This window comes from Flavobacterium sp., from assembly GCF_044341265.1.
Lineage (GTDB): Bacteria > Bacteroidota > Bacteroidia > Flavobacteriales > Flavobacteriaceae > Flavobacterium.
Genome location: NZ_JBIISA010000021.1, coordinates 24,150 through 40,073 on the forward strand (window position 1 = coordinate 24,150; position 15,924 = coordinate 40,073).

General features: G+C 32.0%; 16 protein-coding genes. 7 read left to right on the forward strand and 9 right to left on the reverse strand.

The window, feature by feature from the left end:
* The first annotated feature begins 96 nt into the window (after window positions 1–96).
* Entirely contained in the window at window positions 97–2,358 is a 2,262-nt protein-coding gene (locus tag ACIQ06_RS10765; RefSeq protein WP_396146231.1) for an aconitate hydratase, read from the forward strand.
* A gap of 57 nt (window positions 2,359–2,415) precedes the next feature.
* Here the strand turns inward: ACIQ06_RS10765 and ACIQ06_RS10770 are convergent, their stop codons facing one another.
* The 3 genes from ACIQ06_RS10770 to ACIQ06_RS10780 all read right to left on the reverse strand — a co-directional run bounded on the left by ACIQ06_RS10770 (window position 2,416) and on the right by ACIQ06_RS10780 (window position 6,011).
* Window positions 2,416–2,787 (reverse strand): hypothetical protein, encoded by a 372-nt coding sequence (locus ACIQ06_RS10770; protein WP_396146233.1) that lies wholly within the window; start codon window positions 2,785–2,787, stop codon window positions 2,416–2,418.
* Between the two features lie 231 nt (window positions 2,788–3,018).
* Window positions 3,019–4,467 (reverse strand): glyceraldehyde-3-phosphate dehydrogenase, encoded by a 1,449-nt coding sequence (locus ACIQ06_RS10775; RefSeq protein WP_396146235.1) that lies wholly within the window; start codon window positions 4,465–4,467, stop codon window positions 3,019–3,021.
* A gap of 155 nt (window positions 4,468–4,622) precedes the next feature.
* Window positions 4,623–6,011 (reverse strand): trypsin-like peptidase domain-containing protein, encoded by a 1,389-nt coding sequence (locus ACIQ06_RS10780; protein WP_396146237.1) that lies wholly within the window; start codon window positions 6,009–6,011, stop codon window positions 4,623–4,625.
* A gap of 132 nt (window positions 6,012–6,143) precedes the next feature.
* Between ACIQ06_RS10780 and dapF the strand changes: the two genes are divergently transcribed.
* The 5 genes from dapF (at window position 6,144) to ACIQ06_RS10805 (ending at window position 10,383) form a co-directional block, all read left to right on the forward strand.
* Complete coding sequence (dapF, locus tag ACIQ06_RS10785; RefSeq protein ID WP_396146239.1) at window positions 6,144–6,926, forward strand: diaminopimelate epimerase; 783 nt, start codon at window positions 6,144–6,146, stop codon at window positions 6,924–6,926.
* A gap of 218 nt (window positions 6,927–7,144) precedes the next feature.
* Window positions 7,145–7,678, forward strand: coding sequence for a GNAT family N-acetyltransferase (locus ACIQ06_RS10790; RefSeq protein ID WP_396146241.1), 534 nt, complete (start codon window positions 7,145–7,147; stop codon window positions 7,676–7,678).
* A gap of 12 nt (window positions 7,679–7,690) precedes the next feature.
* Complete coding sequence (gene mltG / locus ACIQ06_RS10795) at window positions 7,691–8,725, forward strand: endolytic transglycosylase MltG (RefSeq protein WP_396146243.1); 1,035 nt, start codon at window positions 7,691–7,693, stop codon at window positions 8,723–8,725.
* A 3-nt stretch (window positions 8,726–8,728) separates the two neighbouring features.
* Window positions 8,729–9,646 carry a DUF2279 domain-containing protein gene (locus tag ACIQ06_RS10800; RefSeq protein WP_396146245.1) on the forward strand — a complete coding sequence of 306 codons (918 nt, stop codon included), beginning with the start codon at window positions 8,729–8,731 and terminating at the stop codon, window positions 9,644–9,646.
* Between the two features lie 50 nt (window positions 9,647–9,696).
* Window positions 9,697–10,383, forward strand: a complete 687-nt coding sequence (locus ACIQ06_RS10805; RefSeq protein ID WP_396146247.1) for a peptidoglycan-binding protein LysM — start codon at window positions 9,697–9,699, stop codon at window positions 10,381–10,383.
* Between the two features lie 49 nt (window positions 10,384–10,432).
* Here the strand turns inward: ACIQ06_RS10805 and ACIQ06_RS10810 are convergent, their stop codons facing one another.
* From ACIQ06_RS10810 to dnaA, 3 genes are read right to left on the reverse strand one after another with little or no spacing between them, the layout of a single operon-like run.
* Entirely contained in the window at window positions 10,433–11,158 is a 726-nt protein-coding gene (locus tag ACIQ06_RS10810; RefSeq protein ID WP_344815194.1) for an SAM-dependent methyltransferase, read from the reverse strand.
* A complete protein-coding gene (locus ACIQ06_RS10815) occupies window positions 11,158–11,625 on the reverse strand; it encodes a low molecular weight protein-tyrosine-phosphatase (RefSeq protein WP_396146249.1) in 468 nt (155 codons plus the stop codon). The genes ACIQ06_RS10810 and ACIQ06_RS10815 overlap by 1 nt, the downstream gene beginning before the upstream one ends.
* A 53-nt stretch (window positions 11,626–11,678) precedes the next feature.
* Entirely contained in the window at window positions 11,679–13,106 is a 1,428-nt protein-coding gene (gene dnaA / locus ACIQ06_RS10820) for a chromosomal replication initiator protein DnaA (RefSeq protein WP_345090174.1), read from the reverse strand.
* 185 nt (window positions 13,107–13,291) lie between these two features.
* Here dnaA and ACIQ06_RS10825 point away from each other — a divergent pair, with 185 nt between their 5' ends.
* The gene (locus tag ACIQ06_RS10825) at window positions 13,292–13,696 is read left to right on the forward strand and encodes an acyl-CoA thioesterase (protein ID WP_396146252.1); all 405 of its coding nucleotides are present in this window, start codon (window positions 13,292–13,294) and stop codon (window positions 13,694–13,696) included.
* Here the strand turns inward: ACIQ06_RS10825 and ACIQ06_RS10830 are convergent.
* Genes ACIQ06_RS10830 through ribD form a run of 3 tightly spaced genes read right to left on the reverse strand, consistent with a single transcriptional unit; the run spans window position 13,693 to window position 15,913 of the window.
* Window positions 13,693–14,298: a YigZ family protein gene (locus tag ACIQ06_RS10830; protein WP_345090166.1), complete on the reverse strand. Its 606-nt coding sequence runs from the start codon at window positions 14,296–14,298 to the stop codon at window positions 13,693–13,695. The genes ACIQ06_RS10825 and ACIQ06_RS10830 overlap by 4 nt on opposite strands.
* 3 nt (window positions 14,299–14,301) lie before the next feature.
* Entirely contained in the window at window positions 14,302–14,913 is a 612-nt protein-coding gene (locus ACIQ06_RS10835) for an HAD family hydrolase (RefSeq protein WP_396146254.1), read from the reverse strand.
* Window positions 14,906–15,913: a bifunctional diaminohydroxyphosphoribosylaminopyrimidine deaminase/5-amino-6-(5-phosphoribosylamino)uracil reductase RibD gene (gene ribD / locus ACIQ06_RS10840; protein ID WP_396146256.1), complete on the reverse strand. Its 1,008-nt coding sequence runs from the start codon at window positions 15,911–15,913 to the stop codon at window positions 14,906–14,908. The genes ACIQ06_RS10835 and ribD overlap by 8 nt, the downstream gene beginning before the upstream one ends.
* Between the last annotated feature and the right edge of the window lie 11 nt (window positions 15,914–15,924).

The window sequence follows — 15,924 nt, forward strand, 5'->3', positions numbered from 1 at the left end:
AAATTATTTCTTTCAATAAAGATATTTGACTAAAAATTTTTTAATGGTACAACGTTTTCGTAAATTTGCGTTGCAAATAAATAAACCTATTACATTATGGCTTTTGATATCGAAATGATTAAAAAAGTGTACGGAACAATGGCAGAACGTGTGGATAAAGCACGTGAATTAGTTGGACGTCCGTTAACACTTTCTGAAAAGATTTTATATTCACATTTATGGGAAGGAACGCCTTCTCAAGCTTTTTCAAGAGGAAAAGATTATGTTGATTTTGCTCCAGATAGAGTTGCTTGTCAAGATGCAACAGCTCAAATGGCATTATTACAATTTATGCACGCAGGAAAGAAAACAGTTGCTGTTCCAACAACAGTTCACTGTGATCACTTGATTCAAGCAAAAGTTGGTGCTACAACCGATTTAGCTGTAGCAAATTCACAATCAAAAGAAGTTTTTGATTTTCTTTCTTCTGTTTCAAACAAATACGGAATTGGTTTCTGGAAACCAGGTTCTGGAATTATTCACCAAATTGTTTTAGAAAATTATGCATTCCCAGGTGGAATGATGATTGGAACCGATTCACATACAGTAAATGCTGGTGGATTAGGTATGTTAGCAATTGGTGTTGGTGGTGCTGATGCGGTTGATGTAATGTCAGGAATGTCTTGGGAATTAAAATTTCCTAAACTTATCGGTGTTAAATTGACAGGAAAATTAAACGGTTGGACAGCTCCAAAAGACGTGATTCTAAAAGTAGCTGATATTCTTACTGTAAAAGGTGGAACTGGAGCTATTGTAGAATACTTTGGTGAAGGCGCAATCAATATGTCTTGTACTGGAAAAGGAACAATCTGTAACATGGGAGCAGAAATTGGAGCAACGACTTCAACTTTTGGATACGATGATTCAATGAGAAGATATTTAGCAGCAACTGGTCGTCAAGATGTAGTTGATGCAGCAGATAAAGTAGCGGATTATTTAACAGGTGATGCTGAAGTTTATGCTAATCCAAGTCAATATTTTGATGAATTAATCGAAATTAACTTATCTGAATTAGAACCACACATTAATGGACCTTTCACTCCAGATAGAGGAACGCCTGTTTCTAAAATGAAAGAGGAAGCAACTAAAAATGGTTGGCCTTTAAAAGTAGAATGGGGTTTAATTGGTTCTTGTACCAACTCATCATACGAAGATATGGCGCGTGCTGCTTCAATCGTTGAACAAGCTGTTGCTCACGGAATTTCTCCAAAAGCAGAATTCGGAATCAATCCAGGTTCTGAGCAAATTCGTTATACTATTGAAAGAGATGGAATCATCGCAACTTTCGAAAAAATGGGAACTAAAGTATTTACTAATGCTTGCGGACCATGTATCGGACAATGGGATAGAGAAGGAGCAGATAAAGGAGAAAAAAATACCATCGTTCACTCGTTCAACAGAAATTTCTCAAAACGTGCTGACGGAAACCCAAACACACATGCTTTTGTAACTTCTCCAGAAATGGTAGCTGCCTTAGCGATTTCAGGTGATTTGTCTTTCAATCCAATAACAGATACTTTATTGAATGATAAAGGTGAAGCTGTAAAATTAAATCCTCCTACAGGTGATGAACTTCCAAAAAGAGGTTTTGATGTAGAAGACGCAGGTTTTCAAGCGCCAGCTGCAGATGGAAGTAATGTTTCTGTTGTGGTATCTCCAACATCAGATAGATTACAACTTTTAGCACCATTTGATGCATGGGATGGAAAAAACATTTCAGGAGCAAAATTACTTATCAAAGCTTTCGGAAAATGTACTACAGATCACATTTCTATGGCTGGACCATGGTTACGTTTCAGAGGACATTTAGATAATATTTCAAATAATATGTTGATTGGTGCTGTAAATGCTTACAATCAAGAAGCTAATAAAGTTAAAAATCAATTAACAGGAGAATACGCTGCTGTTCCTGCTGTAGCAAGAGCTTATAAAGCGGCTGGAGTTCCTTCAATTGTTGTTGGTGATCAAAATTACGGTGAAGGTTCTTCAAGAGAGCACGCTGCGATGGAACCTCGTTTCCTTGGAGTAAAAGCGGTTTTGGTAAAATCTTTTGCTCGTATTCACGAAACTAACTTGAAAAAACAAGGAATGTTAGCATTAACTTTCGCTAACGAAGCAGATTATGATAAAATCCAAGAGAATGATACTATCAATTTCTTAGACTTAACAGAATTTGCACCAGGAAAGCCATTAACGTTAGAATTCGTTCACGCTGATGGTTCAAAAGATATAATTCTAGCAAATCACACTTACAACGAAAGCCAAATTGGTTGGTTTGTAGCTGGATCGGCTTTAAACTTAATTGCTGCCAACGCATAATTGGTTAGTAATTTATTTTTGCAAAAAAAAGCTCCTAAATTTTAGGAGCTTTTTTAATTATATATTTTTATAAATTTCGGTCAAACCTGAATCCCATTCTACAGTTTCATAATAAAAGTTAAGTGTAGTTAACTTTCCTTTTTGTAGGATGAAACATTTTCCAGTTACAATTGCGTTGTCACCTTGTATTTTTAATGTATCACCAGTTACTAATTTACTTTCTTTAAATTGCTGATAAACTTTTTGTGCGATTTCTTCTTTAAGTTCTTTTTTAGAATTAAAGGTGCTTACAACAATCATATTTCCACTATTGTTTTTTACAATTAGCTCCATGCCATTGTAGCCATACTTATAAGTGGTAACTTTTGATTTTTCTTGGCCAAAAGAAAATTGTGCCAATAATAGCAATACAAACAAGGATTTATTCATAGATGTAAATTTGGGTTACATTTTAAAAACGCTAAAATATCATAATTATTGGAAAGTAGTGACATTTATTTCAAAAATTAATCAAAAATTAATTAAAAAATCAAAGAAGTCAAGTATTTGTTGAAGTAAACTCTATAAAATGGGAATTGAAATAGTATATTTTTATTTTGAAAACAAAAAAATTCCGTTTCAAAGCAATGAAACGGAATTTAATTTCGAATTAATAATCTACTAATAGTAAGTATAACGTCTTACTTTAGAAATATATTTTGCAAGTCTTATAACTTGGTGGCTATAACCATATTCGTTATCGTACCAAACATATAGAACAATGTTTTTTCCGTCGCCAGAAACAATTGTCGCATTGCTATCATAAATAGATGGTGCCGATGTTCCAACAATGTCAGAAGAAACTAATTCGTTGTTTAAAGAATATTTAATTTGCTCTACAAGTTCACCTTCTAAAGCATATTTTTTCATAATATTGTTTATCTCTTCAACAGAAGTTTCTTTACCAACTTCAAGATTCAAAACTACAAGTGAACCATTTGGAACAGGAACACGAATAGCATTGGAAGTTAATTTTCCTGCCAAATTAGGTAATGCTTTTGCAACAGCACTTCCAGCTCCGGTTTCTGTAATTACCATGTTTAAAGCAGCTGCTCTACCACGACGGTATTTTTTGTGCATATTGTCTACCAAGTTTTGGTCGTTGGTATAAGCATGAATAGTTTCTAAGTGACCTTTTACAACTCCAAGCGTATCTTCCACTGCTTTTAAAATTGGTGTAATTGCATTTGTTGTACAAGACGCAGCCGAGAAAATATTTACAGTATCAGGATTATAATCATTATGATTTACTCCGTAAACAATATTCGGAACACCTTTTCCAGGAGCAGTCAATAAAACTTTATCAACTCCTTTAGAAACTAAATGTCTTTGTAATGCTTCTTCAGTTGTGAAAACACCAGTGTTATCAATTACTAAAGCATCTTCAATTCCGTATTTAGTGTAATCAATTTCTTCTGGAGAATTGGCTGTAATAATGTGAACTGTTGTTCCGTTGATGATTAAAGCATCATTTTCAGTATCAGCATTTACAGAACCTTCAAAATCGCCATGAACCGAATCATATCTCAATAACGAAGCTCTTTTTTCTAAAGATTGTGCGTCATTTCTATCACGAGTTACAATTGCTCTTAGACGTAATTGTTGTCCTTTTCCAATTTTACTCATCATTTCACGAGCCAATAATCTTCCAATTCTACCAAATCCATAAAGAACTACATCTTTAGGTTTAATTTCTTGCGAATTTTTTGCGTCTTTTAATTTGTCAATCACAAACGCACGTGCATCGTGGTATTTATTGTCTTCTAAATGATATTCATAAGTCAGTTTTCCAATATCTATTCTTGATGGTGGTAAATCTAAATTTTCAATAGCACGAGCAATTTCAACAGAATCAAAAACATTAATTGGTTTTTGAACGAATTCACCAGCATATTCATGAAGATTCATAATATCGCTAACGTTTCTATCAATTAATTGATTTCTAAAGAATACCAATTCGATGGATTTGTCATACCATAAATCACTAATGATTTTAATAAATTCTACACCAGCCTTTCGTCTGTCAGCTTGAAAAGAAAGCTCTTTTTCGTATAATGCGTTTTTGTTCATTTTGAGAAAAATTGATTAGTTGTGTTGTTAAAAATAAATTTCCGTGCAAAAGTAATCAACTATAACGTTTTCGTAAAATTATTTCAAACTTTTTTTAAATAAAAAAACCATTCTGAATAAAACAGAATGGTTTTTCACCTTTTATTACATTATATTTAGATGATGATGCGCATTACTTGACCATTTTTTGTCATTAATTTGACACTAGTTCCTTGACTTTCATTAGCGTTGTTGGTTGCTCTCGATACCGTTTCTACATCGGATGCATTTACTCCATTGATGTCTAAAATGATGCTTCCTTCTAATTCGTCTTTGTAAGGTAAAAGTCTTTGGTTACTTACTTCTTTGATTTTTACACCGTAGTCAATTCTGAAATTTTTCTTATCAGCATCTGATAAATTTTCTAATTCTAAACCTTTAAAATCAGTTTGAATGATATCGTTTTTTACCAAAACTACAGGAACAACTTTGGTTTGTCCGTCTCTTTCATAAGTCACATTTACCTTATCATTCGGACGTTTTGTATTGATAAATCCAGATAATTCAGCATAAGATGAAATTTTCTGATTGTCTAATTTTTTGATGATATCACCTTTTTTCAAACCTGCTTTTTCCGCACCAGAATTTTTATTTACTTTATTAATATAGAATCCTTCAGTATCTTTAATTCCTAATTCTTTAGAATAATTTCCAGTCAATTCACTTCCTTCAACACCAAGAATTCCTCTTTGAACATTTCCAAATTCCATAATGTCTTCAATGATTTTGCGTGTAATATTTGATGGAACTGCAAATGAATATCCAGCATAACTTCCTGTTGGAGAAGAAATCATTGTATTAATCCCAATCAATTCTCCACGAGTGTTGACTAAAGCACCACCAGAATTTCCTGGATTTACAGCAGCATCCGTTTGAATAAACGATTGAATTCCTTTGGTATCCAAATTTCTAGCTTTCGCAGAAACAATTCCAGCTGTAACAGTCGAATTCAAATTGTATGGATTTCCAACTGCTAAAACCCATTCTCCAACTTTCACTTGATCTGAATCGGCAAATGTTGAATAAGGTAATTTTCCATCAGCATCGATTTTTAATAAAGCGATATCCATTTTAGAATCGGTTCCAATTAATTTTGCTTTGTAAACTTTGTTGTTATTCAAAGTAACCTCCAATTCAGAAGCATCTTTAATCACGTGATTATTGGTAACAATATAGCCGTCTTCAGAAATAATAACTCCAGAACCTGTTCCAATTTGTTCTTGTTGTTGTCCTCCTCGTGAACCGTAGAAAAATTCCATAATTGGGTTGTAAACTGTTCTAACAGAAACATTTTTTACGTGAACAACCGTGTGAACTGCATTTTCTGCAGCCGAAGTAAAATCAATATTTTCGGCACCCATTCCAACGGTTCTTCCGAAGGAATTTGGAGCTTGTGTAACAATTGAATTTCCATTGACATCTTTTTCAATAAATAATTTATAAGCACCTAGTGTTGTAGCACCGCTTAACAAAGACACTAAAAATAAACTTGATAATCTTTTCATTTTTTAAATTGTTTTAAATCATTTAACATCAAAATTAGTAATTTATTATTTTTATAAAATCAGTTTAACGCTCGTTTAACAATCTTTAACGTATCATTAATATTTGTAACTTTGTGGAATACAAAAATAAAAATGCAACTCAAATTTTACAAATATCAAGGAACAGGAAATGATTTTGTGATGATTGATAATCGTCAAAATTTCTTTCCCAAAAACGATACCAAACTGATTGAACGTCTTTGCGACAGACGTTTTGGTATTGGTGCTGATGGTTTAATTCTTTTAGAAAATGACAATTCGACAGATTTTAGGATGGTTTACTACAATTCTGACGGAAATGAAAGCTCGATGTGTGGTAATGGCGGACGATGTTTGGTAGCTTTTGCTAAAAGTTTGAATGTTATAAATAATGAGGCGACTTTCATAGCAACTGATGGTTTGCATCATGCAACAATTGACAAAAATGGAATTGTTTCACTTCAAATGAAAGATGTTGATGAGGTGAAAATCGATTCAGAATATGTTTTTTTAAATACAGGATCACCACATCATGTAACTTTGGTAAATGATTTAGAACACTATAATGTAAAAGATAATGGTGCCGAAATCAGATATTCTGATTTGTATGGAAAAGTTGGAAGCAATGTGAATTTTGTTAATCAAATTTCAGATAATCATTTCCGACTAAGAACTTATGAACGTGGCGTTGAAGATGAAACATTATCTTGTGGAACAGGAGCAACAGCAACAGCAATTGCTATGAATGTAATCGGAAAAACCAATTCAAATTCAATTGATATAAATGTAGAAGGCGGAAAGTTAAAAGTTACATTTGAAAAATCAGACAAAGGTTTTGAAAAAGTTTTTTTAATTGGACCAGCGACTTTTGTTTTTGAAGGAGAAATATTAATTTAATTACATGCAGAGTGTAGATTTAACAACTTTAGTTTTACTCCTTGTAGTTTGTTGTTTATTATTGTTTTCAAAATTTAATTCAGATAAAGATGGCTTTTCTAAAAAAGATTATTTCAGTATGTATAAATCTTTAGAAATGTATATAATTTTACCACTTGCAATTATATTTTTACTTATTGTTATTTTAGTTAGATTATTTGGTAAATAAAAAAAGTTTCATGATTACATTAAAAGGTAAAAATATATTCTTAAGAGCACTCGAACCAGAAGATTTGGAGTTTGTCTATCAAATAGAAAACGACGAATCGATTTGGAATGTGAGCAATACGCAAACGCCTTACAGTAAGTTTTTAATTCGTCAATATCTTGAAAATGCACATCAAGATATTTATGAAGCCAAACAATTACGCCTTGCAATATGTAAAAATGACACTTTTGAAGCTATTGGATTAATAGATTTATTCGATTTTGATCCTGTAAATAATCGTGCAGGAATTGGAATTTTAATTCAAAATGAAACTAATCGTGGTAACGGAATAGGTAAAGAAGCGCTTAGTTTATTAATTGATTATAGTTTCAAACAATTACAATTGCACCAACTTTATGCAAATATTGGAATGGATAATGAAGCAAGTTTAAACCTTTTTACTACTTTTGGATTTCAGAAAATAGGAGTGAAGAAAGATTGGATTTATCACAATAATGCCTTTCATGACGAAGCTCTTTTTCAGTTAATCAATCATCAACATTAAAAAAATATTGTTTTGAACAAAAAATTAAAAACCATTTTAGGAATTGGAACGGCTCTTTTTCTAGTTGTCGCTACTATTGTTTATGTGAAGTTTTTCTCTTCTAATACTAAATTCTCTAAAGATGAACTCTATGTTGAAATTCCAACAGGTTCCAATTATGAAGACGTTAAACGAATCGTTTCACCATATGTTGAAAGTATGAGTGGTTTTGATCTTATGGCTAGTTTGAGAAAATATGATGACAATGTTAAACCAGGTAGGTTTTTGTTTAAAAAAGGAATGGGCAACTTTGGTTTGATAGCTTCTTTAAGAAGAAATTTACCTGTAAAAATTGCTTTTAACAATCAAGAGCGATTAGAAAACGTGGCTCAAAGAATTGGTTCTGAAATTGAGGCGGATTCTTTAGGATTGATGACAGCTTTTAGAGATAGCATTTTTTTAAAGAAAAATGGTTTTACAAAAGAGAATGTTTTGTGTATGTTTCTTCCAAATTCGTATGAATTTTATTGGAATACATCTGCTGAAAAATTCCGAGATAAAATGCTTGATGAGTACAAGAAATTTTGGAATAAAGATCGTTTAGCTAAAGCTGAAGAATTAGGAATGACTCCAGAGCAAGTGATTACTTTAGCTTCAATTGTGCATAAAGAAACTGTTAAAAAAGATGAACGTCCAAGAGTTGCTGGTGCTTATTTGAATCGAATTACTCAAGGTATGCCTTTGCAAGCAGATCCAACGGTAATTTATTCACTAAAACTTAGAGATAATGATTTTGATCAAGTTATAAAAAGAGTTCTTTACGGTGATTTGACCATTTCATCAGCTTATAATACTTATGTTAATATTGGTTTGCCTCCAGGACCAATTGCTCAACCAGATATTAATGCTATCGATGCTGTCTTAAATGCAGAGAAGCATGACTATATCTACTTTTGTGCAAGTGTTGAACGTTTTGGATATCATGAATTTGCTTCAACTTATCCTCAGCATCAAGTTAATGCAAAGAAGTATGCTGATTGGTTGAATACTACAGGAACCAACCGATAAGTGTTGAAAAAATCACCTTTAATACTATTGCTTTTACTTCTGTTAAAATTCAACTTCGGATTTTCTCAGAGTGACTTCAATAATTTTTTCAAACCTTCCGATTCTTTAAATAAAAAACGTCTCAACGGAGTTATTATCTCTGAAACTGTTTTAGTCTCTAGTGCTTTGGTAGGTCTTAATCAACTTTGGTATGCAGATTACCCAAAATCTGACTTTCATTTTATTAATGATAATGATGAATGGCTTCAAATGGATAAAGCTGGACATGTTTTTTCGGCTTATCATCTAGGAAGCTATGGTGCAAATGCTTTGAAATGGAGTGGATGTGATAGAAAAAGTCAATTAGTATATGGCGCAACTGTTGGTTTTGCTTTTTTAACAGCAGTTGAGGTTTTTGATGGCTTTTCGCAAGAATGGGGTGCATCTTCAGGAGATTTAATTGCTAATGCTGGAGGAACTGCTCTATATGTTTCTCAAGAATTATTATGGAAGGAGCAACGCATTGTGCCGAAATTTTCATTTCAAACTACAAAATATGCTTCCTTGCGTCCAAATGTGTTGGGTAGTTCACTTTCTGAAGAGATTTTTAAAGATTACAATGGTCAAACGTATTGGCTATCAGTGAATTTGCATTCATTTTTTAAATCTTCTAAATTGCCCAAATGGTTAAATTTGGCTGCAGGTTATGGTGCAGATGGGATGATAGCTGGAAGAAGTGAAACAGTAGCTGATTTAAACCTTCCTTTTTCGAAAAGAGAGCGACAATTTTACCTAAGTTTGGATGCAGATTTGACAAAAATTGAGACGAAATCAGCTTTTTTAAAGACTTTTTTTTCGATTTTTAACGCTATCAAAATTCCAGCTCCAACGATTGAAATCAGTGGTTCACAAGGAGTTAAATGGCGTGGTTTTTACTTTTAGAAAACTTTAACTGCTTGATTTTCAATTTTATTTAAAAATAAGTTGTACATTTGCACCGTCAATATCAAGATGGTGACAGCACTTGGAAATTACAATTTATGATAAATAGATGGTCGTTTTACATAGGAATCGTTGTGTTAATTGGATTTATAAGCTCCGCTTTTAAACCTATAGAATCTTTCAATCATAACTGGTTTTATGTAGACGAAAATGAAGAATTGTTATATCAATTTCCTTCAGAAAAACCATCAGATTATATCAATACTTCTATACCTTTTACCGGAAAATATTTTATTGGATTTAAAGAAGCTATCGCTTTCAAAGAATCTCAAGGAAAATATAGTAAAGTTAATTCTTTAGGATATTTAGGTAAATACCAATTTGGTAAATCAACATTAGCTTCAATCGGAATTAAAGATAGCATGCTGTTTTTGAGAAGTCACAAAATGCAAGAAAAAGCTTTTATCGCGTTGTTAAAAAAGAACAAATGGGAATTAAGAGAAGTGATAAAAGAATATAGAGGTAAAATGATTGATGGAGTAAGAATTACTGAATCAGGAATTTTAGCTGCAGCTCATTTAGGTGGAGCAGGTTCTGTTAGAAAGTTCCTAGAATCTAACGGAAGAAAAAAATGTAAAGACAATTACGGAACTTCAGTAAAGTCGTATATGAAAGAGTTTGGTGGTTATGAAACTCATAATATCAAACCTGAAAGTAGTCCTAAAGTGACAAAATAGTTAAAAGTTATATAATAAAAAAGCCATCAAATTCTGATGGCTTTTTTATTTAATATGATTTATGTATAATAAATATAGTCGGTCGATTGTGTAAATCAATGGTTGCTTTTTTCCATTCTGAAACTTTCATTGTTTTGATGTATTCTGTTGGAAGTGTTATATCTGCAGCAATACACAAATGAGTGTTGGGTTGTAATGTTTGGAGAAAATCTTCTAATAACTTATTGTTTCTATAAGGTGTTTCAATAAAAATTTGCGATTGGTTTTTATCAAAAGAAAGTTTTTCAAAATTTTTCAAAGCCGATTTTTTATCAGATTTGTCAATAGGTAAATAACCATTAAAAGCAAAACTTTGTCCATTCATTCCGCTACCCATCATAGCTAATAAAATGGAGGATGGCCCAACTAAAGGAACTACTTGAATTCCTTTTTCATGAGCTAGTTTAACAATTGCAGCACCAGGATCAGCTACACCAGGACAACCAGCTTCGCTCATTAATCCAACATTGATTCCTTGTAAACAAGGCTGAATCATTTCGTTGTGTTCAGAAACTTCGGTGTGTTTGTTTAAAGAACTAATTATTAGAGAGGATTGTACTTTTTCTGGGTAAATACTTTTTATAAACCTACGTGCAGTTTTTTCATTCTCAACAATATAGCAATCTATAAATTCGATGGCTCTTTTAACTGTTTGAGGCAAAACATCATGCGGATTGCTTTCGCCAAGTGTTGTAGGAATTAAATATAAAATACCTTTTAAGTTTACTGGCTTCATTAGGAATGTTTTGCTATTAATTTTTTTGCTAATAAATCCGTAGCTTCATCAAGCATTTCGTAAACCATATCAAATCCGTTTTGTAAACCATAATATGGGTCTGGCACGTCAACATTATCACCAGGAAATAATTCGTCTAAAATAAGTTGTACTTTATTTTTGTCTTCTTCGGTTTTAGCCATAAAGACAACATCGTCATAATTTGAACCATCCATAACATAGATGTAATCAAATTCTTCAAAGTGTTTAGGAGTAAAATGTTTACCTCTTTGTTTGGATATATCCAGTCCGTTTTTTTTAGCTGTAGCTATAGAGCGCTCATCTGGTTGTTTTCCAACATGCCAATGACCAGTTCCGGCAGAATCTACCAGGAATTTGTCTTTAGGAAGTTTAGCTGCTAAAAGTCCTTCTGCCAATGGTGAACGACAGATATTGCCTAAGCAAACCATTAAAATTTTAACGGACATAGTATTAAGTTTCAGTTTTTACTTTCAAATGCAAAAGTAAGAAAAGCTGATTGCTATAATGATAATTTTTTGTGAATATCTTCAACAAATTTTTTGAATTGCTTATCGGTTGAAACCAAGTTGTCAACTGTTTTGCAGGCGTGTAAAACAGTAGCGTGATCTCTGTCTCCAATTTGAGAACCAATATTTGCTAAAGAGGCTTTAGTAAATTTCTTTGCAAAAAACATAGCCAATTGTCTTGCTTGAACCACATGACGTTTTCTAGTTTTAGATTGTAAAGTATCTAAATCCAATTGGAAATAATCAGAAACTACTTTTTGGATATAGTCGATTGATATTTCACGTTTTACATTTTTAACAAATTTCTCTACAATGCTTTTCGCTAATTCGAGAGTAACTTCTTTTTTATTGAAAGATGATTGTGCGATTAAAGAAATAATTGCGCCTTCAAGTTCACGTACATTAGATTTTATGTTTTGTGCAACATATTCTACAATTTCGTTTGGCATTTCAACACCATCACGATAAAGTATGTTGTTCAAAATAGAAACTCTTGTTTCGTAGTCAGGTTGGTGTAATTCGGCAGATAATCCCCATTTGAAACGAGACAACAAACGTTGTTCGATATCTTGCATATCAACAGGAGCTTTGTCTGAAGTAAGAATTACTTGTTTTCCATTTTGATGTAAATAATTAAAAATATGGAAAAACACATCTTGCGTACCTGATTTTCCTGATAAGAATTGAACGTCATCAATAATTAACACATCTATCAATTGATAAAAATGAATAAAATCATTACGATTATTTTTCTTAACAGAATCTATATATTGTTGTGTGAATACTTCGGCAGAAATATACAACACGGTTTTTTCAGGATATTTATCTTTAATTTCAACACCAATAGCATGCGCTAAGTGAGTTTTTCCTAGTCCAACACCACCAAAAATTAACAGTGGATTGAATGAAGTTCCTCCAGGTTTGTTGGCAACTGCCATACCAGCTGAACGAGCTAATCTGTTAGAATCACCTTCTAAGAAATTATCAAAACTATAATTTGGGTTAAGTTGAGACTCAATTTTTAAGTTTCTAATTCCAGGAATCACAAATGGATTTTTAAGTTCTGGGTTTAGATTTTTAAAAGGAGCGTCAACATCTTGTGATTTTATTGGACCACGGTGAGCAGATGGCAATTGTTCCGTAAAAGGTTGTTTATTGCCATAAGTGTTTTCCATTTTAATTTTATAGAGTAACTTTGCGTTTTTTCCAAGTTCTTTGGTTAGGGCAACTTTTAGTAATTTCACATAATGTTCCTCTAGCCATTCGTAAAAGAATTTACTTGGAACTTGAATGTACAATGCGTTATCAGAAAGTTCAACTGACTTAATAGGTTCAAACCAAGTTTTGTATGCTTGCTCTTGAATATTGTCTTTTATAAATGACAGACAGTTTTCCCATACCGATTGCGCAGTTTTGTTCATATTATTGTTAAAATTACTAATTTAATTAAAGGTTCTCTTACAAAAAAAAAGGAGATTTTCTTCGTGTTTTTTGGGTTAACAAATATGTGAACAAATTTCTTTAAAAAAAAATAATATGGTATTGATTTTTTAAAAATTTTGTTGTAATGAGTATTTTAAATTTAGATTAAAAGCAAAAAAAATAGATGAACGGACACGAAGTACAAGTTAGAGTTAGATATGGCGAAACCGACCAAATGGGAGTAGTATATCATGGCAGTTATGTGCCTTATTTTGAAATAGGAAGAGTGGAATGGCTTAGAAATAAAGGCGTTTCGTACAAAGCATTAGAAGAAAGCGGAATAGCCTTACCTATAGTTTCAATGCATTTGAATTACAAAAAACCAGCTCGTTATGATGATATGTTAACAATCAATACGAAGTTGAAGAAATATAGTGGTGTAAAGATTGAATTTGATTGTGAAATCCGCAGTGAAAACGAAGAGTTGTTAACAACTGCTCATTTTATACTCGTTTTTGTGGACATAAAAAATGGAAAACCTATTGTTCCACCAAGCTACATTTTAGATATTTTAAAAGCAGAAGTTTAGTCTTTTAATTTTATCTCAATTTCAAATAAATTATTAAAAATGTCGACAATTTGTTCGGCATTTTTTTTGCGTGTTGCAATTTCAATTTCGCAACTTTCGTTCATGTTTTGTGAAATTATTTCAAGATTTTTTTCTTTAATTACTCGCATTACTTTATTCATGTTTTTGTAATCAAAGGATACTGTATAATGTATGTTAATTGTTTTTTCAATAATTTCTGATGCTTCCAATGCCATTTGAGCTGAAGTTCTGTATGCTGAAATCAATCCGCCAACACCTAATTTAATTCCGCCAAAAAATCGAACTACTACAATTAATATATTAGTTAGTCCAAAAGATTGAATTTGTCCATAAATTGGTGCTCCAGCAGTATTACTTGGTTCGCCATCATCATTGGCTCTATATTGAATTTTATCGGTTCCAATTTGAAAAGCATAGCAAAAATGTACTGCGCCATAATGTTGCTTTCGTAAGATGTCTAAATGATTTTTGATTTCTTCTTCAGAAGTTACAGGAAATGCGTAGCCAAAAAACTTGCTATTTTTTTCTTTAAATAAAATTTCTTCAGATGATGTGGCAATGGTTTTGTAGGTATCGTTCAAAACTTAAAGCGGCAAATGTTTTTGATTGAACAAGTCTACAACATCTTCTTTTCCAACTTCTAGATTCCATACGTGAAGTCCTAAACTAGCTGCTGCATCGGTATTTACTTTTTTATCATCTACAAATAGAGTGCGTTTAGGAGATAAATCGTATTTACTCATTATGGTTGTAAAAATGGCAGGATCGGGTTTTCTCATTCCCATTTCATACGAGTAAAAAACTTTTTCAAAACATTGATAGAAATCACTGAAAAAAGAAACTCCAACATTGTGTTCAAATCTACTTATGTGAATTTCATCTGTATTTGTTAGTAGAAACAATTTGTATTTTTTATAGGAAAGCATTTGTAAAAACTCCAATCTATATAATGGAAATTCTCCAATTATGGTATTCCATGCTCCTCTAATTTCTTCTAAAGATGCATTAGGAATAAATTGATGAAACGACTGAATGAATTCTAATTCTGTTACTTTTCCCTTTTCAAATAAGTCATTTATTTCAATCAGTTCAGGTTTAGGTTCGTTTAAACCTAATTTTTTGAATGCTTCAATTTGAGCCTGTTTTTCTAAATTGATAAAAATATCACCAAAATCAAAAATTATTGTATCAATCATAATTGAAAAATGTTAAAAGTTCGTCATTTAAAATTTTCTCTTTTTTACTATTTTCTCCAGAAATAGTTGGCGCTTTGGTTCCTGATTTAAAATAAATTTCACCTCTAAAAACTCGCGCTTCGTCCCAAATGTTTGCATCAATAAACGTCTGCAAAGTTTGTCTTCCACCTTCAATAATTACCGATTGAATTCCTTCATTAAATAAGAAATCGGTAATTTCAAGAGCAATATTATTATTAAAATTGATATTCTCTTTAGTTATCGTAATGGATTTTACTTGATTATCAAAGATATGACTTTCTTTTGAAATTCTATTATTTTGGTCTAAAACTATTCTAATAGGATGATTTCCAGACCAATCTCTAGTTGTCAAACTTGGATTATCTTCTATAACAGTATTGGTTCCAACAAGAATTGCTTGTTCTTCACTGCGCCATTTATGAACCAATTGTCGTGCAAATTCGTTGGTTATCCAAACTGGTTCTTTTTTTTCTTTTGTTAATGGAGCTATAAATCCGTCTTGGCTTTCTGCCCATTTCAAGATAATGTAAGGTCGTTTTTTTTTGTGAAAAGTAAAAAAGCATTTGTTTAGTTCGTTACATTCGTCTTCAAGAATTCCTACAGTAACATTTTTTCCAGCTTCGATTAGCTTTTTGATTCCAGTTCCTGCGACTTTTGCAAATGGATCTATGGTTCCAATAACTACATTTGGAATTTTATTGGCAATAATTAAATCGCAACATGGCGGTGTTTTTCCAAAATGGCTGCAAGGTTCTAAACTTACATAAATAGTTGATTTAGATAGTAATGATTTGTCTTTTACAGAATTTATAGCATTTACTTCTGCATGCGGTTCGCCTGATTTTCTGTGCCAACCTTCACTAATAATTTCATTATTATATACAATTACACTTCCAACCAAAGGATTTGGATAAGTTGTACCCAAACCATTTTTGGCTAATTCGATGCAGCGTTTTATGTATGTATCATGTGTTTTCACATCACAAAAGT